Origin of the sequence: Mesorhizobium sp. M0590 (genome assembly GCF_040320905.1) — a bacterium.
Lineage (GTDB): Bacteria > Pseudomonadota > Alphaproteobacteria > Rhizobiales > Rhizobiaceae > Mesorhizobium.
On the sequence record NZ_JAMYQN010000009.1, the window covers coordinates 56,483 to 77,177 of the forward strand.

20 protein-coding genes are annotated in these 20,695 nt (G+C 62.9%); 8 read left to right on the forward strand and 12 right to left on the reverse strand.

Translation table 11 applies throughout. The features are described 5' to 3' along the window. Nucleotides 1-2 precede the first annotated feature (2 nt). Both NKI52_RS16580 and cysS read right to left on the reverse strand, forming a co-directional pair. Nucleotides 3-389: a VOC family protein gene (locus NKI52_RS16580; protein WP_023677743.1), complete on the reverse strand. Its 387-nt coding sequence runs from the start codon at nucleotides 387-389 to the stop codon at nucleotides 3-5. Next, nucleotides 386-1,855: a cysteine--tRNA ligase gene (cysS, locus tag NKI52_RS16585; protein WP_352698644.1), complete on the reverse strand. Its 1,470-nt coding sequence runs from the start codon at nucleotides 1,853-1,855 to the stop codon at nucleotides 386-388. The genes NKI52_RS16580 and cysS overlap by 4 nt, the downstream gene beginning before the upstream one ends. Before the next feature lie 414 nt (nucleotides 1,856-2,269). Between cysS and NKI52_RS16590 the strand changes: the two genes are divergently transcribed. Beyond that, on the forward strand, nucleotides 2,270-2,419 hold the full coding sequence (locus tag NKI52_RS16590; protein WP_023677745.1) for a hypothetical protein: 150 nt from the start codon (nucleotides 2,270-2,272) through the stop codon (nucleotides 2,417-2,419). A gap of 56 nt (nucleotides 2,420-2,475) precedes the next feature. Here the strand turns inward: NKI52_RS16590 and NKI52_RS16595 are convergent, their stop codons facing one another. Next, nucleotides 2,476-3,237, reverse strand: a complete 762-nt coding sequence (locus NKI52_RS16595; RefSeq protein ID WP_023677746.1) for an SOS response-associated peptidase — start codon at nucleotides 3,235-3,237, stop codon at nucleotides 2,476-2,478. 123 nt (nucleotides 3,238-3,360) lie between these two features. On the opposite strand from NKI52_RS16595, the gene NKI52_RS16600 reads away from it, so the two are divergent. From NKI52_RS16600 to NKI52_RS16615, 4 genes are all read left to right on the forward strand, one after another. Further along, nucleotides 3,361-3,786, forward strand: coding sequence for an NUDIX hydrolase (locus NKI52_RS16600; protein ID WP_023677747.1), 426 nt, complete (start codon nucleotides 3,361-3,363; stop codon nucleotides 3,784-3,786). A gap of 48 nt (nucleotides 3,787-3,834) precedes the next feature. Further along, entirely contained in the window at nucleotides 3,835-4,212 is a 378-nt protein-coding gene (locus tag NKI52_RS16605; RefSeq protein WP_023677748.1) for a TIGR02301 family protein, read from the forward strand. Nucleotides 4,213-4,585: 373 nt separating this feature from the next. After that, a complete protein-coding gene (locus tag NKI52_RS16610) occupies nucleotides 4,586-4,843 on the forward strand; it encodes a hypothetical protein (protein ID WP_023677749.1) in 258 nt (85 codons plus the stop codon). 80 nt (nucleotides 4,844-4,923) lie between these two features. Next, entirely contained in the window at nucleotides 4,924-5,727 is an 804-nt protein-coding gene (locus NKI52_RS16615; protein WP_352637873.1) for a hypothetical protein, read from the forward strand. 32 nt (nucleotides 5,728-5,759) lie between these two features. Here NKI52_RS16615 and NKI52_RS16620 read toward each other — a convergent pair whose 3' ends face one another. After that, nucleotides 5,760-7,091 (reverse strand): dihydroorotase, encoded by a 1,332-nt coding sequence (locus NKI52_RS16620; protein WP_352698646.1) that lies wholly within the window; start codon nucleotides 7,089-7,091, stop codon nucleotides 5,760-5,762. 83 nt (nucleotides 7,092-7,174) lie between these two features. On the opposite strand from NKI52_RS16620, the gene ygfZ reads away from it, so the two are divergent. From ygfZ to NKI52_RS16635, 3 genes are all read left to right on the forward strand, one after another. Further along, nucleotides 7,175-8,035, forward strand: coding sequence for a CAF17-like 4Fe-4S cluster assembly/insertion protein YgfZ (ygfZ, locus tag NKI52_RS16625; protein WP_352698648.1), 861 nt, complete (start codon nucleotides 7,175-7,177; stop codon nucleotides 8,033-8,035). Continuing rightward, nucleotides 8,035-8,667, forward strand: coding sequence for a YfbR-like 5'-deoxynucleotidase (locus NKI52_RS16630; RefSeq protein WP_023719870.1), 633 nt, complete (start codon nucleotides 8,035-8,037; stop codon nucleotides 8,665-8,667). The genes ygfZ and NKI52_RS16630 overlap by 1 nt, the downstream gene beginning before the upstream one ends. A gap of 64 nt (nucleotides 8,668-8,731) precedes the next feature. Then, the gene (locus NKI52_RS16635; protein ID WP_352698650.1) at nucleotides 8,732-10,870 is read left to right on the forward strand and encodes a putative bifunctional diguanylate cyclase/phosphodiesterase; all 2,139 of its coding nucleotides are present in this window, start codon (nucleotides 8,732-8,734) and stop codon (nucleotides 10,868-10,870) included. A gap of 129 nt (nucleotides 10,871-10,999) precedes the next feature. On the opposite strand, the gene NKI52_RS16640 is transcribed toward NKI52_RS16635, so the two are convergent. From NKI52_RS16640 to recO, 8 genes are all read right to left on the reverse strand, one after another. Further along, nucleotides 11,000-11,272: a DUF3303 domain-containing protein gene (locus tag NKI52_RS16640; RefSeq protein ID WP_023719871.1), complete on the reverse strand. Its 273-nt coding sequence runs from the start codon at nucleotides 11,270-11,272 to the stop codon at nucleotides 11,000-11,002. A 22-nt stretch (nucleotides 11,273-11,294) separates the two neighbouring features. Continuing rightward, nucleotides 11,295-12,758, reverse strand: a complete 1,464-nt coding sequence (locus tag NKI52_RS16645; RefSeq protein ID WP_352448993.1) for a RimK family ATP-grasp domain-containing protein — start codon at nucleotides 12,756-12,758, stop codon at nucleotides 11,295-11,297. Further along, nucleotides 12,755-13,861: a peptidase C39 family protein gene (locus NKI52_RS16650; protein ID WP_352637868.1), complete on the reverse strand. Its 1,107-nt coding sequence runs from the start codon at nucleotides 13,859-13,861 to the stop codon at nucleotides 12,755-12,757. The genes NKI52_RS16645 and NKI52_RS16650 overlap by 4 nt, the downstream gene beginning before the upstream one ends. A 209-nt stretch (nucleotides 13,862-14,070) precedes the next feature. After that, nucleotides 14,071-14,865 carry an anti-sigma factor family protein gene (locus NKI52_RS16655; RefSeq protein ID WP_352637867.1) on the reverse strand — a complete coding sequence of 265 codons (795 nt, stop codon included), beginning with the start codon at nucleotides 14,863-14,865 and terminating at the stop codon, nucleotides 14,071-14,073. Further along, nucleotides 14,862-15,380 carry a sigma-70 family RNA polymerase sigma factor gene (locus NKI52_RS16660; protein WP_352622556.1) on the reverse strand — a complete coding sequence of 173 codons (519 nt, stop codon included), beginning with the start codon at nucleotides 15,378-15,380 and terminating at the stop codon, nucleotides 14,862-14,864. The genes NKI52_RS16655 and NKI52_RS16660 overlap by 4 nt, the downstream gene beginning before the upstream one ends. 1,420 nt (nucleotides 15,381-16,800) lie before the next feature. After that, entirely contained in the window at nucleotides 16,801-19,500 is a 2,700-nt protein-coding gene (locus NKI52_RS16665) for a DUF2339 domain-containing protein (protein ID WP_352698652.1), read from the reverse strand. 84 nt (nucleotides 19,501-19,584) lie between these two features. Then, nucleotides 19,585-19,860, reverse strand: a complete 276-nt coding sequence (locus tag NKI52_RS16670) for a PaaI family thioesterase (RefSeq protein ID WP_352698654.1) — start codon at nucleotides 19,858-19,860, stop codon at nucleotides 19,585-19,587. Then, nucleotides 19,857-20,630 carry a DNA repair protein RecO gene (gene recO, locus NKI52_RS16675; protein WP_352698656.1) on the reverse strand — a complete coding sequence of 258 codons (774 nt, stop codon included), beginning with the start codon at nucleotides 20,628-20,630 and terminating at the stop codon, nucleotides 19,857-19,859. The genes NKI52_RS16670 and recO overlap by 4 nt, the downstream gene beginning before the upstream one ends. Between the last annotated feature and the right edge of the window lie 65 nt (nucleotides 20,631-20,695).

Genomic DNA, 20,695 nt, shown 5'->3' on the forward strand with positions numbered 1-20,695 from the left:
CACTACTCCGGGGCATGGCAAACCGCCTCGACATTGTTGCCGTCGGGATCGAAAACAAAGGCGCCATAATAGTTCGGATGGTAGTGCGGGCGCAGGCCCGGCCCGCCATTGTCCTTGCCGCCGGCGGCAATCGCCGCGGCGTGAAAGGCATCGACCTCGGCGCGGCTGCGAGCGGTGAAGGCGACATGCTGATGATCCTTCGGCTTGTCCTTGCCGGCATGCAGCCAAAACACCGGCCGGTCGCGGCCGTAGCCGCCGACCTTGGCGCCGCCGGTATATTCCTGCGGCACCATGTAAAGCAGCGAGGCGCCGAGCGGCGCTATCGCCCTGTCGTAAAAAGCCTTCGACGCGTCGAAATCCGAAACGGTGATGCCGAGATGATCGATCATCTTTTTACCTCCCAGGTGGTGATGCGTTCGCCGGTGACGGGGTCCTTGCCGTCCTTCAACTGGATGCCTTGCGTCAGCAACTCGTCGCGGATGCGGTCGGCCTCGGCCCAGTTCTTGGCGGCGATCAGCGCGAGGCGTTTGGCGATCGCCTTGGCAATGGCGTCTTCATCCACCTTGGCTGTTGCGATGTCGAAGCCGAGGAACAGAAGCGATGCCTTCAGTGAAGCGGCAGCATCGTTGTCTTCGGCGGCTGCCTTGCCGCTACCTGCGTTGAAATCAACAGCATCACCAGCCAACTGCGTCAGCAACTGGAATGCGGCATAGGTGGCAAGGTCATCCGACAGCGCTTCGATCACATCCGCCGGCACCGGCTTTGCCGTCGGCGGCGCCAGATCGGCCGCCCGCTTCCATTTGCGCAGCGTATTCTCCGCCTCTTCCAGCTTGCGCACGGAAAAGTCGATCGGCTCGCGATAGTGCGTCATCAGCATCGCCAGCCTGAGCACCTCGCCCGGCCATTTGCGGCCGCCAAAGGTATCCGTTTCCAGCAATTCGGTGATCGAATAGAAATTGCCCAGGCTCTTGGACATCTTCTGGCCCTCGACCTGCAGGAAACCGTTGTGCATCCAAATCTTGGCCATCGTTTCGGTGCCGTGGGCGCAACGCGATTGCGCGATCTCGTTCTCGTGGTGCGGAAAGATCAGGTCGATACCACCGCCATGGATGTCGAACACCTCGCCGAGATAGGCGGCCGACATCGCCGAGCACTCGATGTGCCAGCCGGGCCGACCCCTGCCCCACGGGCTGTCCCAGCCCGGTTCCTCGGGCGAAGACAATTTCCACAGTACGAAATCCTGCGGGTTCTTCTTGTGCGAATCAACGGCGACGCGGGCGCCGGCCTGCTGCTCGTCGAGATTGCGCTTCGACAACTGCCCGTAGTCCGGCATGGAAGCGGTGTCGAACAGGACTTCTCCAGCCGCGACATAGGCATGGCCGCGTTCGATCAAGCGTTGAATCAAGAAGATCATGTCGACCTTGCCGTCGGGCCTGGGCTCGACGAACTCGGTGGCGCGCGGCTCGACCGTCGGTTCCAGGCAACCGAGCGCCGCAACGTCCTTGTGGAACTGACCGGCGGTCTTTTCGGTGACCCGCCTGATCGCTTCGTTCAGCGACAGCTTGCCAGAGGCAATCTCGCCGCCGAAATCGCGCAGTGCGCGGGCGTTGATCTTGTCGTCGACGTCCGTAATGTTGCGCACGTAAGTGACGTGCGCTTGCCCGTAGAGATGGCGCAGCAAACGGAACAGCACGTCGAAGACGATCACCGGCCGCGCATTGCCGATATGGGCGAAGTCGTAGACCGTCGGGCCGCAGACATACATGCGCACGTTGCGCGGATCGATCGGGAAGAAATCGTCCTTGCTCCGCGTTAGCGTATTGTAGAGGCGCAGGCTCTTCGATGCGTCAGACATACGTGCGTTCCCGGTGCGTTACTTTGGCATGATCTTTTGGGATCGTGCTCTGGATGGAGTCGGTTACGCCGAGGCGCAAATCGGGGTCCAGCCTGCTGGCCGGGGCGTTTGTCCAATCTGGGAGGAGATGAGGCGAAAACGTCCAGGACCAGCGCGAGGCTAGCCGATAATGCAAATGCCACAAATGGCGAAAGACGTTTTCATGGCCGGCTTTATCGCCTTGCCCGGTGTTGCCGTCAAGTCGCTACCTTCGCCAAAAATATCGTTGGCTCACAGGAATTGAGCCACTGAAACATTTTATTAAACAGGTCGGCACTGTGATGAAACATTCGCCGGCTAGATCAGCAAGCGTCACGATTTGGTCGGATTCGGCCAGCAAACGCAGACACGAAGACGTTACCAGGGAAGAGAACAATGCCTAAGCAAGAATCCAACCGCGCCAAGCAACCGGCGCTCGCCAGCCACTACCGGGCGATCGGCCCGGCAGCAATCGTCGCAGCTCTTCTGCACACCGCGAAGAAGAAGAAGCCGGCGCAGAAGATCGTTTCGCCGCGCGCTGCCTGAGAATGCCGTCGGGAAGGTTGAGGCGCTCACGGCGCACCCAGCAATAGTAGCTTTTGCTAAAATAAATTCATCTGACTGTCGTTCGCGCCGGACTTCTGGCGCCTGACCTTCTTAGGCTCAGGCTCGACGACGCCCTTCTCCTGAATCTCCGGCCCGGTATTGGCGACCTTGTTGACGAGGTCGGAAACCGGGATCGCTTCGAAGAAATCGGGCTGGGCGGGTCTCAGCAGATGGGCCACATCGCGCGGCTCGAGCGTGCTGCAATCCAGCCAGCGCGCGAAATCTTCGGGATGGATCACCACCGGGATGCGGTCGTGGATATGGGCAGTATCGGCATTGGCGTGGGCGGTCAGAATGGCGCCGGTGTCCATTTCCGAGCCGCCCGGCTCGGCATAGGTCTCAATCAGCCCGGCGAAGGCGACAAGCCCGCCACGCCTTGGCCGCACCCAATAGGGCTGCCCTCTTCTGCCACCGGTTTGGTGCCATTCGTAGAATCCCGAAGCCGGTACCAGGGCGCGGCGATGGCGCATGGCAGCGCGAAACGACGCCTTTTCCGAAGCCCCCTCAGAACGCGCGTTGAACAGCAGCGGGAAGTTACGCGTATCCTTGACCCAGGCCGGGATCAGGCCCCAGCGCACCAGCATCGAGCGGCGGTCGGGCAGGTTCGAGCCCGGCGCCTGCGGCAATCCGGCGAGCGCCATCAGCACCGGCTGCGTCGGCGCGATGTTGTAGCGGGCCGGAAACTCCTCAAGTTCCGCCAGGCTGAGAAAGGCGGCGGTCTGGTCCGGAGTGGCGGTCAAGGCAAAGCGTCCGCACATGAATTCAGCTCTCGAATTGGTGGCATGTGAAAGTGGCCATGGAACCCGCCTTTCGCAACCGCTAAAGCTGTTCGCCGACGGCCGGTCCACAACGGGCTATGCCAATCGAGCGATCCGAAGCCCATGGAAGCACGCAAGATCATTCCGGCAGTCTCGGTCTGCGTCGTGCGCGAGAACACGGTGCTGCTGGTCAAGCGGGCCAGGCCGCCCTCGCAAGGCCTCCATGCCTTTCCCGGCGGCAAGGTCGAAGCCGGCGAGACGCTGGAACAGGCAGCACGGCGCGAATTGCTGGAAGAGACCGGATTGCAGGCGCGCAGCTATCGGCCGCTGCGGGAAATCCACATCGACGGCAGCGGCGACGGGCATCCGGTCGACTACTGGCTGACGGTGTTTGGGGCCGATTATGCTGGCGGCGAGGCGGTGGCCAGCGACGACGCCGAGACCGCGGCTTTCTATACGCTGGCCGAAATGACAGCGATGCCGCTCGCCGATGCGGTGTTTGAAATTGCGGACGATCTACTCGGTCCCAACAAAGACGGCGGGACCTGAGCCAGAGAATCGCCTTGCAGGCGACAAATTGTTTCAGCACAAGGACTCATGAGCCGCACGTCTTCGTTTCTCGCCGCATGCCTCGCCGTCAGTGTGGTTGTCGGTGCGCGCCCGGCGATTGCCGCCGAAGCACCGTTCGAGCCCGGGCTGATGCGGCTGGCGGAAGTGCTCGGCTCGCTGCATTTCCTGCGTAATCTGTGTGGCGAGAAGGGCGATCGGTGGCGAGCCGAGATGGAAAAACTGATCGCATCGGAAAATCCGAACCCGGAGCGGCGCGCCCGCTTCATCGCCAGCTTCAACCGCGGCTACCGGTCGTTCGGCGGTACTTATACGCAATGCACCGCCTCGGCGACGGAAGCCATCAGCCGCTACATGAAGGAAGGCGAGACGCTGTCTCGCGACATCGCTTCGCGCTACGGAAACTGACGACGGCAGCTGCCGTTCCGGCAAACCGGCATCAACCGCCGGCGCTGTGGCGGCGGACGCGTTCGACACTTCTCCGCTTGCCTCGGGTGAGGTCTTGGTGCAAACCTGATGTTGCACTTTTGCAACTATGTTAACGAAACGTTAGCGCGCGAATGTGAAATTAACTCAAACTGAAGGTTTCCGTCCCCTTGGCCGGCCTAATCGGCTAAGTTTGAATCGGATCGGACGCAGGTTTGCTGGACGCGACGGAATTTGTAGAAGACGACCAAAAAAATGTCGTATTTACAAATACTTACTGCGCCTGCGTGTAAAAGGGACAACTCAAGCTTGATCCCTGTCCAACGGATCACCGCTTGAAAGGGTGGAAATCGCAATGGAACATGGCGTCAACGACATCGACGCGCTGGTCAGGGAAGAAAAGCGCCTGACCGCCGTGGAAAGCCACAGCGAAGCCTGGGCAGAAGGATTGTCGGCCGGGATCGAGCCGGAAATCATCGCCGAGGCAGCCCTCGAAACGGCATTCGGCGAAATGCTGCGCACCAATGGCGAGACCTCGGCGCTTGCCCTGCTCGATCGCATGCGTGAAAAGGTGATTGCCGGGGCCTTCGAGCCCGAAAGACTGCGGCACTGACCCCGGTTCTTTGACGACGGCGCGCCGCCGGACATCATGTCCGGGCACATGGATGGGCTGGAACCAGGGAGTAGCAGGCGGTGAATTTTTCGATATCAGGCAAGCCGCGCGGCCTGGTCCTCAGCATTTGGCTTACTGTTTCCTGCGCCACGATTCCCCTTGCACTGTTTCTTGCGAGCAGTCCCGCTCACGCCCTCAGCGAGATCAAGCGCGAAGACCTGCCTTCGCCGGTCACGCCGCCGCCCGACGGTGACATGTCGCCGCCTGGAAGTACCGTGCCGATGCCCGGCCCGCTCGGCACGACGCCACCACCGGCCAGCCAGCCGACGCCATCCGACGAGCCGGAACAAACCGAACCGAAAGGGCCGGCCAATGATGGCGGCGTGGCCAATCCGCATGTCGATCCCGACGCGCCTGTGCCCGAAGTCGTCTACGACCTCGCCAAGTTGCCGGAACCGGTCAGGCGCATGCACGATCTGATCGTCGAGGCGTGCAAAAGCGGCGACATCGAAAAGCTTCGGCCGCTGATCGGCACGGGAGACATGATGACCCAATTGTCGCTGGGCGACATGGAGGGCGACCCGATCGCCTTCCTGAAAGGCCTTTCCGGCGACACGGAAGGCCAGGAGATCCTCGCCATCCTGGAAGAGGTGCTCAATGCCGGTTTTGTCCATGTCGATGCCGGCACGCCGCAGGATCTCTATGTCTGGCCCTATTTCTTCGCCCTGCCACTGGACAAGCTCGATGCCAGGCAGCGGGTCGAGCTGTTCAAGATCGTCACCGCCAGCGACTATGACGACATGAAGCAGTTCGGTGCCTACATTTTCTACCGCGTCGGCATCACGCCGACCGGACAATGGACGTTCTTCGTCGCCGGCGATTGAGTGGCTAAGCATGGTCTCTTGGAGACAGGAGCTTAGCCCGCCAACGCCTCGGAAAACTCCACCGCCCTACCCTGGCCCGGCGCGACGATCTCGCCTTCCCACATCACGCGCCGGCCGCGAACGATGGTGCCGACCGGCCAGCCGGTCACCTGCCTGCCGTCATAAGGCGTCCAGCCGACCTTGGAGCCTTGCTGGGCGTTGGCGATGGTCTCGCGGCGCTTCAGATCGACGATGGTCAGATCGGCATCGTAGCCGGCGGCAATACGGCCTTTCCTGGCGATGCCAAAAATACGCTGCGGGCCGTGGCTGGTCAGGTCGACAAAGCGCTGCAACGTCAGCCGGCCGGCGTTGACATGATCCAACATGATCGGCACCAAAGTCTGCACCCCGGTCATGCCGGACGGCGACGCCGGATAAGGCTTTGCCTTCTCGGCCAGCGTGTGCGGCGCATGGTCGGAGCCGAGCACATCAACGATGCCTTGCGCAACGCCGTACCAGACCCCGTCGCGATGGCGCGTGGCGCGCACCGGCGGGTTCATCTGGATCAGGGTGCCCAACTGCGCATAATCATCGGCGCTCAGCGTCAGATGATGCGGCGTCGCCTCGCAGGTCGCGACATCCTTGTGCTGTTCGAGGAAGCCTATCTCCTCGGCGGTCGAGATGTGCAGCACATGGATCCGGGCGCGGACCTGGCGCGCGATTCGCACAAGGCGCTCCGTGCAGCGCAACGCAGCGATCTCGTCGCGCCACACCGGATGTGAGGACGGATCGCCGGCGATGCGCTCGCCAAGCCGCTCGCGCAGCCGGAACTCGTCCTCGGAGTGAAAGGCGGCGCGGCGGCGTGTGTTCCTCAGGATCGAGGCAACGCCTTCGTCGTCCTCGACCAGCAGGTCGCCGGTGGACGAGCCCATGAAAACTTTTATGCCGGCCGCACCAGGCAGCCGCTCGAGATCGCCAGCGTCTTTTGCATTGTCGCGGGTCCCGCCGACCCAGAAGGCAAAGTCGCAATGCATGCGGCCGGTGGCACGCCGTACCTTGTCGGCAAGGGTTGCCTCACTGGTGGTCAGCGGATTGGTGTTCGGCATCTCGAAGACGGCGGTGACGCCGCCGAGCACCGCTGCCCGCGAGCCCGTCTCCAGATCTTCCTTGTGCTCCAGGCCCGGCTCGCGGAAATGCACCTGGCTGTCGACGACGCCCGGCAGGATGTGCAGCCCACGGCACTCGATCGTCTCACCGGCCGACGCTTGGCGGAGGTCGCCGATGGCAGCGATGCGCCCACCATTGATGCCGACGTCGCGAAAACCCTGGCCGTCGTGATTGACCACGGTGCCGCCTGTCAGGATGAGATCGTAGATGAGGGCCATACGGATCCGGTCTCTTGCGGGGGAAGTGCCAGCGGCTTACGTAATGGCCGATAGTTTTGCAAGATCAGGCTCGTTTTCCCACCATGCCCTTTGCCTCGCTCAGAGATCGCGCACTCGTTTCCGTGTCCGGGCCGGATGCCGAGCACTTTTTACAGAACATCCTGACCACCGACCTCGACGTGCTCGGCAGCAGCGAAGCAAAGCCCGGCGCGCTGCTAACGCCGCAAGGCAAGATCCTTTTCGACTTCCTGATCTCGCGCGCCGACGAAAATGCTTTCCGACTTGAATGCCGTACCGAGACCGCCGATGATTTCATGCGACGGCTGACGCTCTACAAATTGCGCGCCAAAGTCGAAATTGCCAAGCTGGATCAGCCGGTTGTGGCCGTCGCATGGGGAAGCGATTCAACCACTTCGCAATTTGAATCAGCACCGTTTGCTGATGCGCGGTTTGTCGATACTGCCGTCAAGCGCTTCTATGATGACACCGCAGATGGCGGCGACCTTGCCGCATGGCAAGCCTTTCGCATCGCCCATGGCATTGCCGAAAGCGGTGCGGACTACCAACTCGGCGACGCTTTTCCGCATGACGTGCTGCTCGACGAGATCGGCGGTGTCGGCTTCAAGAAAGGCTGCTACGTCGGCCAGGAGGTCGTCTCGCGCATGCAGCATCGCGGCACTGCCAGGCGTCGGGTGTTGATTGTCTCGGCCGAACGCACCCTGCCCACTTCGCGCGCAGAGTTGACCGTGGAGGGGCGACCGGTCGGCACGCTTGGCTCGACCGCGGCCAGGACAGGCCTTGCCATTGCCCGCATTGACCGGGTCAAGGCAGCGCTCGACGCCGGCCTGCCGATCCTGGCGGAGGACGTCGCCGTGTCGCTCGCTATCCCGTCCTGGGCGAAATTCAGCTTTCCGCAGGAAGCCATCGGCGCGGAGGACGCCTGATGGCTGCCGATCGCGCCGGGGCGCCGCCGCGCGCCTGGCAGCGCATGCTGTCCGGCCGACGGCTCGATCTGCTCGATCCCTCGCCGCTCGACATCGAGATCTCCGATATTGCCCATGGCCTTGCCCGCGTCGCACGCTGGAACGGCCAGACCAGAGGCGAGCACGCCTTTTCGGTCGCCCAGCATTCGCTGCTGGTCGAAACGCTTGTCGGCGAGCTGATGCCGGATGCCGACGCCGACGCGCGGTTGGCGGCGCTGCTGCACGACGCGCCGGAATATGTCATCGGCGACATGATCTCGCCGTTCAAATCCGTGATGGGCGGCAGCTACAGGGATTGCGAGATCAGACTGCAGCGCGCCATCCATCTGCGCTTTTCACTGCCGGCCGAACTCGACGCGGGACTGCGCAAGGAGATCAAGCGAGCGGATCAGATCGCCGCTTATTTCGAAGCAACGCTGCTTGCGGGTTTTTCGACGGCAGAGGCGACGGAGTTCTTCGGGCGGCCGCGCGGCTTCAACGCCGAGCGCTTCGACGTCACGCCGCGCTCGGTGACTTGGGCGCAGAATGCCTTTCTCAAACGCTTTGCGGCGATCGAAAAGTCGCGACGCCAGACTGCCGTTCCAGCCGGCTGAAAACGGTAAATTAACCGGCAGGGACAACAGTGCCATGGTTAACCATGGTCCATAGGCTTGCCTCATGCCCGTTGCCGGTATCAAGGCTGGTTCGTCCGTCCGCCGACGGAGGGCCAAAGGCGTCGGTCAGCCGCGACCTATTGAAGACGAGCTACGCGAACAGAACGAGCGTTTTTCGGCAGCGGTCGAGAACATGTCGCATGGCCTGTGCATGTTCGATGCCGATGAACGGATGATCATCTGCAACAGGAACTACATCAGCATCTTTCGCCTCGACGCCGAAGTGGTGCGGCCCGGCATCCGGTTTTTCGACATCCTCCAGCACAGCGTGGATATCGGCATCGCCTCGCAAAGCGCTGAGCAACTCTATGCCATCCGCAAGCCCTATATCGACCAGGCAAAACCTTCCACCTATGAGGAAACGCTTGCAGACGGGCGTATCGTCAACATTTCGCACCGGCCGCTGGCGTCAGGCGGTTGGGTATCGATCTACGAGGACATCACCGAGCAACGGCGCGCCGAGCAGGAGTTGAAGGAGCAGCACCGCCGTTTCGACGCGGCACTTGCCAACATGTCGCAAGGCCTTTTGATGTACGATGCGGATGGCAAGCTGATCGTGCGCAACGAACGTTTCCTGGAACTTTATCATGTCAGGCCGGCCGACTTCCCGCTTGGCATGAGTCACCATGATGCGTTCAAGCGGCTGCTGGAACTGGGCATTTATACAAAGCTCGACCCCGACAACGAAATCTCGCAAATCGAAGCCTGCCTGCGGGCGGGGAAAACACACGTAACGCATCGCCATCTCGCTGACGGCAGAACGCTGCTGGTTGCGCGCCGGCCGATGAGCGGCGGCGGCTGGGTCGCGACGTTCGACGACGTCACCGAGCGCAGGCGCGTGGAAGAGCGCATGACCCATCTTGCGCACCACGACACACTGACCAACCTGCCCAATCGCTCGATGCTTCGCGAACGGCTCGACCAAGCCCTGAGTGAGACGAGAGACGGATCGCTGGCGATATTCTCGCTCGACCTCGATCACTTCAAGGCGGTCAACGACACTTGGGGCCATCCTTCCGGCGACTGGCTGCTGAAATGCGTGGCCGAACGGCTGCAACGGTGCCTGCGCAATGAAACGGACGTTGTCTCCCGCTTCGGCGGCGACGAATTCGTCATCATCCAGTTCAATCTCAAAAGCCCGGGCGACGCGGAAAAGCTGGCCAAACGCATCGTCGAGATCATCGGAAAGCCGTTTCGCGACAAAAGACACGACATGCGTGTCGGCATCAGTCTCGGCATCGCGCTGTTTCCGAATGACGGCAAGGACGCCGACACTTTGCTGAAAAATGCCGATATGGCGCTCTATCGGGCAAAGAGCGAAGGGCGCAACCTGTACCGCTTCTTCGAACCAGCCATGGACGCGATGGTGCGGGCACGCCGGGCGCTCGAAATCGATCTCAGGGCAGCGCTGTCGCGCCGGGAATTCGAGCTGGATTTCCAGCCGATCATGAACATCGCCTCCGGCGAAATCGTCGGTGCCGAAGCCTTGATGCGCTGGCGTTCGCCGGTGCGCGGCCTGGTACGGCCGGACGACTTCATTCCGGCCGCCGAGGAGACCGGGCTGATCGTGCCGCTTGGAGAATGGGCGCTGCGAAAAGCCTGCACGACCGCGGCAGGCTGGGCGGCTTGGCGCATCGCAGTCAATGTCTCCGCCGTGCAGATCAAAAGCGGTACCTTTGCCCGCAGCGTTATCTCGGCACTGGCGTTCTCGGGCGTGCCGGCCAACCGGCTTGAACTGGAAATCACCGAAACCGTGCTGATGGACGAGAGCGATCTGGTGCTCAAGACACTCAGGCAGCTACGCGATCTGGGCGTCCGCATCGCGCTGGACGATTTCGGCACCGGCTATTCGTCGCTGGGCTACCTCAGGCGCTTTCCCGTCGACAAGATCAAGATCGATCGCTCTTTCACCCGTGACATCGACAGTCGCGATACCGCGGCGATCGTGCGCACCATCATCGGGCTTGGCGCACAGCTGGGCATCACCGTCACCGCCGAAGGTGTCGAGACCGAAGCGCAGCTTGAATTCCTGCAAAAGGAGGGTTGTGTCGAGGCCCAGGGCTATTTGATCGGGGTGCCGTCAAAGGCGTCGGACATTAATCGGCTGCTGAAGTCGAGCGCGACGATCCGGCAGTCCGGCTAAGTGCGACAGTCTCGCGGAAGCGCGGGCAACCGCCTTAGATCTCCTTGAGATGACGCTCGATCCGCGTGTTAATTCCTTGATAGGAGAAGGCGGCATTCAGGTGTGGCGAACCAGGAGGTTCCCAACGGGTCAGAGATGTCCGCTCAATGCCTCCACCATATCCTTGTTCGTCGCCACGGGAACGATCTCGAATTCGACCAGATCCGCCCATTCGATGACCCACCGCTGCAGGAGCGTGACGTCATCGGCCTCCACCAGCAGGAAGCAGCGGCTCATATCCGCTGCGATCCAGCTGTGGTGCACGAGAAGCGCGTCCGGCTTCAGGCGGCCCTGGTCGCGGAAACGGCGGTAGATCTCCTTGCGGTCGCAGCCGCGAAAATCCTCGGTTACGAAGAACAGCATCTTTTTCCCCTCAGTTCGGATATTATCGCCCCGGCCGGTCCAGCCGCTCCAGGAACCACTGCGTCAGCCGCACCCAGACCTCGTCTTTTTCGCCGGAGTCTTCCCAGCCGTGGTCGAGGTTGGGGTTGTCGTTGACCTCGATGACGAAGACGCCGTCCCTGGTTTCCTTGAGGTCGACGCCGTAGAGGCCGTCGCCAATGCAGCGCGCCGCGCTCACCGCCGTCTCGACGACATGGGCCGGTGCTTCCTTCAGGGTGAAGGTCTTGATGCCGCCCTGGTCGGGTTTGCCGTTGGCCTTATGATTGACGATCTGCCAATGTTTCTTGGCCATCAGATAATGGACGGCGAACAAGGGCTGGCCGCCGAGGACACCGACACGCCAGTCATATTCCGTCGGAATGAATTTTTGCGCGATCAGGAGGTCGGAATCCTCCAGCCATTCGGTTGCGAGCGTCTTCAACTCTTCAAAGGTGCCGCATTTCTTGACGCCGCGCGAAAACGAGGAGTCCGGGATCTTCAGCACCAGCGGGAAGCCCAGCGTCTGTGCCGCAACTTCCAGGTCCGAGGTGCCGGCAATCATCACCGTCGGCGGCACCGGTACCTTGTTGTAGGTCATCAGCTCGTTGAGATAGACCTTGTTGGTGCAGCGGATCATCGACAGCGGATCGTCGATGACCGGCATGCCTTCCTGCTGGGCGCGGCGGGCAAAGCGGTAGGTGTGGTTGGAGATCGAAGTGGTCTCGCGGATGAACAGCGCGTCGTAGTTGGCGAGCTTGGCCAGATCCCGCTTGGTGATCGGCTCGATTTCGACGCCCATCTTTTCAGCGATCTTGGCCCAGTGGCGCAGCGACGAAATCTCCGACGGCGGCAGTTCCTCATGCGGATCGACCAGCGTTGCGAAAGTGTAGCGCGCCGGCGTGCGGCCCTTGGTGTCGCGCCACTCGCGGTTGGTGTAGGTCTCCAGGCACTGGAGAAAGTGCGTTTCCTCGTCCTCGGTCATCCTGGCCAGGGGATGGAAGCCAATCTTGCGGATCGAGGCCCATTCGGCGCTGTCCCTGATGTGGAGCTCGAGAGCCGGGGCACGGAACCAGTCGAACAGAAGTTTTGCGAAGCGGTCCCAGATCCTGGATGGTCCGATGCCGAAGAAGATGCAGACCTTCTGCGGAAAAGCGCCACCCAGGTCCTTGCGGCACTTGTTGAGTGCGAGTTCGAGTTCCGGCAACGCGTGCTCATAGAGCTTGCGTTCTGACAGGTCGATCATCGTTTCGACCGTCGGGATGACCTTATGGCCGCGCGAACCGGCAAGCAGCGACGCGTAATAGCCGCGGCTCTGGTAGCCATAATTGTTCGACAGGTTGATGACCTTCGGCCGCTGACCGCGAAACAGTGCCGGATGGGCAAGGTAGTCGCGATTGGTGATGATCTTGTGCGGCGTCGCCACCTGGTCGAGATCGTTCTGCCGGCCGGTAAGGATGACCCAGGTCATTGGCTGTCGCGCTTTCCGAGAGTGATGGCGGCGCGCAATCCGTCGCGGCCGAATTGCGCCATGTTCATGAAGATGCCGTAAGGCACGGGAATGTTGGCAGCATCGAGGATCGTCTCCTGCCGCTCGACCTCGACCCAAGGGTCGTGGATCAGGATATGATCGCCGTCGTCACCGATGGCCAATACCCAGTGCGGAACCTTCTTGCCGAACATCAGGAAGCCGCTGATCAGGACCAGCACCAGTTTTCCCTCTGCGATCGCGGTGCGAATGTCGTCAAGCCCGAATGAACGGTAATTCACCGGGATACCGTAAAGTTCCGCGCGGCGGCGAAAGTCGACCTGCGCCAGCTCCATGACCCGGCGCTTGTCCTCGCTGCGCACCGACTGCAGGAACAGCGCGCCGTAGAAGGAGACATAGATCTCAGCAGCAAGCCCGCTCTCATAACCGGCGACGGCCAGCCCGAACGGTTCGCAGCCGCCCGGCCCCGACATCATGAAAACGGTCGTCGCCTCACGCCACAGCCGGATTTCCATCACCGGGTCCGGCACGAAGCCGGGGCCGAAGTAAGCCATCGCCATCATCAGGCAGCATGGTCCGCAGGTGAATTCGCAAGTCTGCTGATAAAACGGCACTTCGGTGGCGACCGGAATGTCGCCGCGCAAGGTCTTTTCATAGCGCAGCGCCGTGGCGCCATCCTCGTAGTAGTCCGGTTCACGACCGATCTTGCGGTAGCCGCTCTGCTCGTAGATCTGGATGGCGCGCGGGTTGTCCTCGCGGACTTCCAAACGAAGCATCATGCGGCCATGCTCGAAAGCGGCGGCTTCAGCCTCTTCCAGCAGCAGGCGGCCAACGCCACGGCCGCCGAAAAATGGACCGACGGCGATCGAATAGAGTCGTGCGACGCCGCTGCCCTTGCGAAACAGCACGACCGCATAGCCGGCGACGTGGCCATCGTTCTCGCCAACCAGCAGTTCGGCGGTGTCGCGTTCGATCAGTTGGCGAAAGGAGCGGCGAGAAATGCGGTCGCTCGAGAAAACGGCTTTTTCGATGGCGGCGAGGTCATCGACGTCGGACGCGCGGGCCTTGCGAATCTCGGCAGGCATGCGGGCTCAGAAAACCTCGATTGGGTTGTGGAAACGGCCCTAGTCTAAACATCGGTCACACCAGCCGAAGCGCCAGCATTCAGCAAGCGCTATCGCACCTCGATTAGGGCCGAATTGTGACAGTTTTCAAGGCAGGCAGGTCGCGCAAAGGCTTTGAAACGACCTTCGTGTTTCGGCATCGGCGCGGCTCCGGAAAAACGAGATCCTGCTCAGCTTTTCAAGCCCGCCAGAAGCTGGCCATAGGCGCTCTTGGCCACCGCGGCTAGCTGCTCGCGCGGCAGCGATCCGACGACGGCACAGCCATAACCCTTGTCCAGCCAGTAGACGGCCTCAGGACCATTTTCCTCCGACCCATAAGTGCCCTTGGCCTTGGCCGCCGATTCGGCGATTACGAAGAGCGATATGCGCTCGCCCTTGTCGTCCTCGTAAAGCAGCATCGCGGCCTTGCCCTGGCCGGCAGGCAGCAGCCGGCCACCGACCAGTTGGAATCCCTGCGCCGCCAGATCTGGCGCGACGAGCTTCAAACCTACCTGGTTAGACAGCCAGTTCTGCAAATGATCCTTGTCGCTTGCCGGCACTTCCACAGCATGCCGCTTTTCAGCGGCATAGATGACGTGGGCGGCAATCGCCTCTTCGGCAAGCTGGTCCTCGGCCGTATTTTCCAGGCCGAGGCCGCCGATGCCGGCAAGATAGCCGCCAGCACCGCCAATCACCAGGATGGCGGCAGCGGCGGCCGCAAGCCACCAACGCGAGCGCGACGGCGACGCTCTGACCGCTGGCGCCTCGCCGAGCACCACTTTATTCAGCCGCACCGGGACGGGTTCGTCCAGCACGCCGTTAAAGGCCGCGCGCAATGCTGCCCGGTCGGCGGCGTAGCGTGCGCTCTTGGCCTTCATCTCGGCATTGGCGTCGAGCCATGCCTCATAGGCCGTCCGCTCGTCGCCCGGCAACTCGCCATCGAGCGCCATGTGAATGTCGCGTTCGGAGAAATCGCGCCGGCTCATTTCTCGACGATCCTTATCGATCGGCGGCGCGCGGTATCATCCAGCAGCGCGCGCAGTTCCTCACGCCCGCGCGCGATGCGCGACATCAAAGTGCCGGCGGGGACTCCAAGGATGTTGGCGGCTTCGGCATAGGAAAACCCTTCGATGGCGACCATCACAAGGGCCGCGCGCCGGTCTGGGCTGATCGCCTGCAGAGCCTCGACGATCTCGCGCGAGGCGATGCTCTCGACCTGCTCGGCGGGTGCTGCCTGCGCCTCGCTCGCCTCGAGCGGCAGCATCGCTGCCTCGCCGCGCCGGTTCACCTTGCGCATCTGGTCGATGAACAAATGATGCATGATCGTAAACAGCCACCTCCTGGGGCTTTCTCCTGTCTGCCAGTTGTCGAGCCGCACAAGTGCCCGCTCGAGACAATCCTGGACGAGATCGTCGGCGGAATCGCGGTCGCGCAACAGCGAGCGTGCATAGCGGCGCAGACGCGGTATTTCACCAAGGATTGCTGCCTTCTTTTCGTCCATGACCGCTGGTTCTGGAGCCCTGTCCGTGGTGATTGAACGCGCCTTCGCGGCGCGGCGCAAGCGGCCAGCGCGAAGCGGTCCGCCGCCCCGGTCACCCAAGCATCTGAATAACGCTGCCAGCGGCAGGTTTATTCCCGGCAGGATTGAGAGGCAAACAGAGTCCCTCCCATCGCGAGCGACGCGACAAAGACCCGATATCCCGCCTTGGCACGTGCCGGAAGGCGCAGCGATCCAGAATCGAGCCGTCGAGTTCCTTCGCACACCCTCTGGCCCGCCGCCGCAAGGGGGGAGATTGGCGGTTTCGGCGACAGCGCCTTTTCTGCATCCCTGGAAGATTGGCGAAGGCAGTAATAACAGCGATCTCCCCGCAAGTGGGGGAGATGTCCGGCAGGACAGAGGGGGGCGCTGTCCAGGGCGCTGTCCCGCCGACATTGCCATCGGCAGATCACGCAACATTTGATCAAAAGGAGCCAGAATCGGGATGGGGTTAACCTTGCGGCTCCTCCCCTCCCACACTACCCAGCATACGGGTCCGTACAGGGCGGTTCGGCTGGTTATGCGGCTTTGGCAGGAGCCATGGCCGCCGGGCTTTCGGAAACGGCGTTCGCCGCACCGGCTTCGGTCCCTGCCCCGAGACGGTTGCGGGCTTCACCCGCTCCCACTTCAGGCTTCAGGGAAGGCTAGCTCCAGCTGGATTTTCCGCCGCATGGCCAATGCGAGAACTCCGTCCTACTCGTCCTTCCAAACCGTTCGGGCCTTCGCCTCCGCGGCAAGCCCGGCGACTATTATGCCCTCTGCTGACTTCTGCACCGCGATCGGCGCGCCTCACGGCGGGCCCAGTCCGGAATCCCGGACACGGCACAGCTCTCCCAAGGTAAGATCGACCGCCTTCCCCGCACACCCGCCAGATTTACCACCCCGGCCCTTGATGACCTTGGACTTCGCGGTCAGTTGCCCGCTCGTCCGGCCGGGTAGGCCTCATATCCGGTTCTTGTCCATCGGGTCGTGGTTTTGCTCCACATTTCCTTCAGACCCCGCCTCACGACGACGCCCTTGTGCTTCGATAACCCTTCGCCGCCATCAGGCTGGGTAGAGGACTTGCACCTCCGAGCTGTCGATCATGCTCGGCACACACAAAAAACCCGCCTCGGCGGGCGGGTCATTGGAGCCAATTGGCACCATACCCAAATTATTACCATAGCTGCCGGCACAAAGCAAGAACAAAATACGTTGCGACCGGCAAAAAATGCGAATTCGCTTCGCCCTGTTCGCCTTTGAGGCCGCGTTCCTTCGCGCCCCCCTCTGCCCTGCCGGGCATCTCCCCCACAACTGGGGAGATTGGCAGCTTCGGCGACAGCGCCTTTTCTGCATCCTTGGAAAATTGAGGAAGGCCGTGACTCCAGCGATCTCCCCTGATCCCTTAGGCCTCCCTCGCGGCCCTTGTCAGCAGCCGCTGATAAAACAAGCCAATGCCGATGAGCACCGCGCCGAGGCCGATGAAGGACAGCGCCCGCAACACACCTTCCAGCTCCGACATGTCGAAGACGAAGACCTTGAGCACGGCGACCGAGATCAGCGCCGCCGACGCAATGCGCAGCACCTGCGACCTCAGCCAGACACCGGCGGTGAGCAGCACCACGCCGATGACCAGCCAGAGCGCCGAATAAGTATAGGTCTCGAGCTGGCCGAGGCCGCTCCACAGGCCGATGAACTCACCCTTGAACAGCCTCCTGACCGACAGCGTCGCATAGGCGAAGGCGAGCACCGCCGCCACAACCGCCAGCATGGCCGCATACCATTTCGGCCGCTTGTCGCGGGTATAGAGCGCCAGTGCGCCTGTCGCGACTGCCGGCAAGAGGTAGGCGAGCAACAGAAGGTTGAACACCGGAATGCTGCCGGTCGATTCATCCGTCAGCAACGGGTTCAGCGCCAGAAAATGCTGGAGGACGATGAACGCGACCGAGACCACGCCCGCTGCAATCGAGCCGTAGCGCAGCACCGAACTTGGCGAGCGCATGTCGATGGCGACCAGGATGGCACCGCCACCGATGGCGATCAGCGTGTAGATCGCCTGTTCGGCAAGCGTCGCAGCAGCGGTATCGATGACGCCGCCATGCATGGCATGGCGCACCAGCATGGCGACGGTGAGCAGGGCAAACAGCGCGGCGCCGGCCTCCATTCCGAGGCGCGGTCGGCCGTTGGTGGTTCGGGCAAGCTGCCAGGCGGCAAAGCCGAAGGCGAGCGCCGGCACGCCATATCCAAGCAGCAGCCAGTTGAACACCGGCGTCTTCGACAGGAACTCGGCACCGACGATGGTCGGGTCGAAGGCAGCGCGGCCGAGCACTGCAATCACCGCACCAACGGAAATCCAGCCAAGCACCGGATAGCTGCGCCAGCGCGTCGCCAGCGCCGGCACGACGGCGGCTGCTCCGAGCAGGATGGTTGTCCAGCCTGAACCGAAGGCCATGTGCAGCATCAGCAGGCCGGCAATCGCCGCGCCGCCGAGCGCGAAGGAGACGGCAGCGCCGCCGGTCAGCGGCGGCGCTTCGCCGCGCGCTATCCATTCGCCGCCGGCGACGAAGACGCCGACCAAAACGGCTGCGACCGCCGCATAAGCAAGATCACGGTCGAGATTGCCGAAGGCAGACCAGAGCGCCAGCAGGATGACCAGTGGCGCGACAGCGCTCCAGGCCGCCCATGCGGCGGCGCGCAGCCAGCCAGCGGCCGCAAAACGGCGCGCCGCCCAAAAGCCGGCGCCGATGAAGACCAGGCCGAGCGCGATGCCGACCCTGAGCATCAAGGCATCGGACGCCACGACCGGCATGCCGTCGACGCCAAGAGTGCCACCCGAAAAATCGGAAGCGATCGTGGTCGGCGGAATGATGCCGAAATAGACCAGTACCGTCGCCAGCCCGGCGGCGTGCAGCAGTGCAAGCGCCCGCGGCCGGTAGAGCGCCACCGCCACCAGGGCTGCGACAAGGGCGGCCCCCGGCAATGCACCGCGGATGGCGGCGAAGGCCGGATCGACAAACAGGGCCAGCGCCGAAAGGCCAACGAAGAAGCCCGGCGCGATCGACGGCCAGTCGAAGCCGCTGCCGGCGACCGCTTCGTCGCGGCGGCCAAGCCAGACGAAGGCGAGCACGGCCAGTGTCACCCCGTCGATAAAGAGGATGACGGCAAGGTTCGCCCCCGGCGCGTCGGTCATGTAGAAGATGGTCCAGATGCCCGTGGCGACGAAGGCTGCGGCCATCAAAAGCCTCCAGTCGCGGATGCGGGCAATGACGCAGGTGGCGGCGAGCACGATCGCCAGGTAGCCGAACAGCGCCCACGGATTGGGCGCCTGCGAGGCGACCAGCAGCGGCGTCACCATGGCACCGAGCAGGCCGACGCCGGCCAGCGCCTGACCGTGGACCAGGCTTGCCGCGATCGTCGCCACCCCGATGGCGCCGAGCAGCGTGAAAGCGAGCGTCGGGCCGATGAAGCCGTAAACGCTGTACGCGGCGTAGACGGTACCGAACAGGATGAAAGCGCCGGCCGCCGTCAGGATCGCCGGGATATAGGCACCGGCAGCGCCTTGCACCGGCACCCTGAAGCCGGTGCGCCGGATGAACTCGCCGCCGGCGACCAGCACCAGCCCGAGTGCCGCCGCCATGACAAGCCGCACGCGTGGCCCGAAAATGCCGGCCTCGATGGTGTAGCGGATCAGAAACAAGCCACCCAGCGCCAGCGCGATGCCGCCGACCCAGACCGCCCAGCGGGTACCGAGCGCCGTTTCGACGTCGGACTGGCGAGCTGCCTTCGCCGCTGCCGCCGGTTGCGCCGACTCCGGCGCGGACGGCGCCGTTGTATCGGCATCGGCCTCTGTAGCTGACACGACCGCTGCGGGCCGTGGCGATACGGCCATGTCGGCTGCAGCCGCAAGCGGGATTGCGGCATCCGCCGGTTTGCTGTCGTTTGCAGCCGGTTCCTTGGCTTGCGGCGGCAGCGCGGGCGTGCCCGAAAGCACAAGGCTGCGCAAGGCGCCAAGCTCGCGCTCGATCAGGCCGATGCGGCTCTGCTGGCGTGAAATGATGACGAACAGCGCGATGATGGCGACGAGGCCAATCAGGCTTTCAAACATGGCGGTTCCCCCAAACCAGGCCAGTTGTCACTGACATTCAATGTTCAGTGACATTCAAATGCGGCGGCCAAACGGCCGGTCCATTCAACGTGCCGCCAGATTGGCCGGAAAGATCGAGCATGTTTCGGTGCCGAAAGCCAGCAGCTTGCCGTTGGCGTCGTTCAGCGCCGCTTCCGAAACCGTCAGCGTGCGGCCCTTGTGCACCACTTTGCCGTCGCACACCACCTCGCCCGTCCTTGGCGTGATCGGCCGCGTCAAATTCACTTTGAACTCGGCCGTCGCATGGGCCTCGCCCACCTGCGAAATGGTGCCAAGGCCGAGCGGCGAAACGTTTTCGGGATCAGGTTCAACTTCGCTCATCTGGTGGTTTCCCCGGCGCTTGCCTTGCCGGATTCATGGCCGGGTGAATGATGCCTGCGCAAGGCGGCGAGAAACCCGGCGCGGGCGCCGGGAGGCTCGATGCCGCGCGGTTCGTAGACATGGCGGGTCAAAAAGAAGCCGGTCAGCCGGAAGGCGTCCTCGATCGCCGCCGGATCGGCGCGCAGCCCGGAGCCGCGCTGCAGGAAGGCAGGCAGCGCCAGCATCTTGTCGCGCCACGGCGCGCCCGCCGCCCGCGACACGGCGCGGCCGGATTTCGGCGAGACATAGGCAAGGTCCTGCCTGGTGCCGGTCGCCGCACACTGGCTGAGATCGAGGCCGAAACCGAGTTCGTCGAGTACCAGCAGCTCGAAGCGGGCCACCAGCTCGCCGGCGGCATCGGCATCGTCGAGATGAGCGATCATCACCGCAAGCGTCTCGTAAAGGCCGCCATGGGCGTCACGCTCAGGCAGAAGACGCAAATGCGCGGCCATCGTCTGCAGGCCGTAGACGGCAACGGCGCTGTCCATCAGCCGGGCGGCGTTCATCTCGATAGCCTCGACTTGGAAGGTGCCGAGATGCTCGTCGAGCCGCGCCCGCCACAACAGGTCGACGCGATTGCCGGGCTGCAAGACAGGCTGCTGTTTGCGCGAACGGCCGCCGCGCACGAGACCGAGATGGCGGCCATGCGCGCACGTCATCACCTCGAGAATGGCGCTGGTTTCGCCATGCTTGCGGGTGCCGAGAATGATTCCCTCGTCGCGCCATTCCATGACGAGAGCTTGTCACCGGTTGGATGGCGAAATCAAGATGTGCGACGTATCCGCCGCCAAACCAA

Bases quoted from the DNA above. Each gene is read 5' to 3' on its own strand.
- NKI52_RS16590 (WP_023677745.1), top strand. From the start codon at position 2,270: ATGCCTAAGCAAGAATCCAACCGCGCCAAGCAACCGGCGCTCGCCAGC.
- NKI52_RS16595 (WP_023677746.1), bottom strand. From the start codon at position 3,237: ATGTGCGGACGCTTTGCCTTGACCGCCACTCCGGACCAGACCGCCGCC.
- NKI52_RS16650 (WP_352637868.1), bottom strand. From the start codon at position 13,861: ATGCCTGCCGAGATTCGCAAGGCCCGCGCGTCCGACGTCGATGACCTC.
- NKI52_RS16665 (WP_352698652.1), bottom strand. From the start codon at position 19,500: ATGTTTGAAAGCCTGATTGGCCTCGTCGCCATCATCGCGCTGTTCGTC.
- recO (WP_352698656.1), bottom strand. From the start codon at position 20,630: ATGGAATGGCGCGACGAGGGAATCATTCTCGGCACCCGCAAGCATGGC.
- NKI52_RS16605 (WP_023677748.1), top strand. From the start codon at position 3,835: ATGAGCCGCACGTCTTCGTTTCTCGCCGCATGCCTCGCCGTCAGTGTG.
- NKI52_RS16645 (WP_352448993.1), bottom strand. From the start codon at position 12,758: ATGACCTGGGTCATCCTTACCGGCCGGCAGAACGATCTCGACCAGGTG.
- NKI52_RS16660 (WP_352622556.1), bottom strand. From the start codon at position 15,380: ATGGACGAAAAGAAGGCAGCAATCCTTGGTGAAATACCGCGTCTGCGC.
- NKI52_RS16655 (WP_352637867.1), bottom strand. From the start codon at position 14,865: ATGAGCCGGCGCGATTTCTCCGAACGCGACATTCACATGGCGCTCGAT.
- NKI52_RS16580 (WP_023677743.1), bottom strand. From the start codon at position 389: ATGATCGATCATCTCGGCATCACCGTTTCGGATTTCGACGCGTCGAAG.
- ygfZ (WP_352698648.1), top strand. From the start codon at position 7,175: ATGCCCTTTGCCTCGCTCAGAGATCGCGCACTCGTTTCCGTGTCCGGG.
- NKI52_RS16620 (WP_352698646.1), bottom strand. From the start codon at position 7,091: ATGGCCCTCATCTACGATCTCATCCTGACAGGCGGCACCGTGGTCAAT.
- NKI52_RS16600 (WP_023677747.1), top strand. From the start codon at position 3,361: ATGGAAGCACGCAAGATCATTCCGGCAGTCTCGGTCTGCGTCGTGCGC.
- NKI52_RS16635 (WP_352698650.1), top strand. From the start codon at position 8,732: ATGCCCGTTGCCGGTATCAAGGCTGGTTCGTCCGTCCGCCGACGGAGG.
- NKI52_RS16610 (WP_023677749.1), top strand. From the start codon at position 4,586: ATGGAACATGGCGTCAACGACATCGACGCGCTGGTCAGGGAAGAAAAG.
- NKI52_RS16630 (WP_023719870.1), top strand. From the start codon at position 8,035: ATGGCTGCCGATCGCGCCGGGGCGCCGCCGCGCGCCTGGCAGCGCATG.
- NKI52_RS16670 (WP_352698654.1), bottom strand. From the start codon at position 19,860: ATGAGCGAAGTTGAACCTGATCCCGAAAACGTTTCGCCGCTCGGCCTT.
- NKI52_RS16640 (WP_023719871.1), bottom strand. From the start codon at position 11,272: ATGCTGTTCTTCGTAACCGAGGATTTTCGCGGCTGCGACCGCAAGGAG.
- cysS (WP_352698644.1), bottom strand. From the start codon at position 1,855: ATGTCTGACGCATCGAAGAGCCTGCGCCTCTACAATACGCTAACGCGG.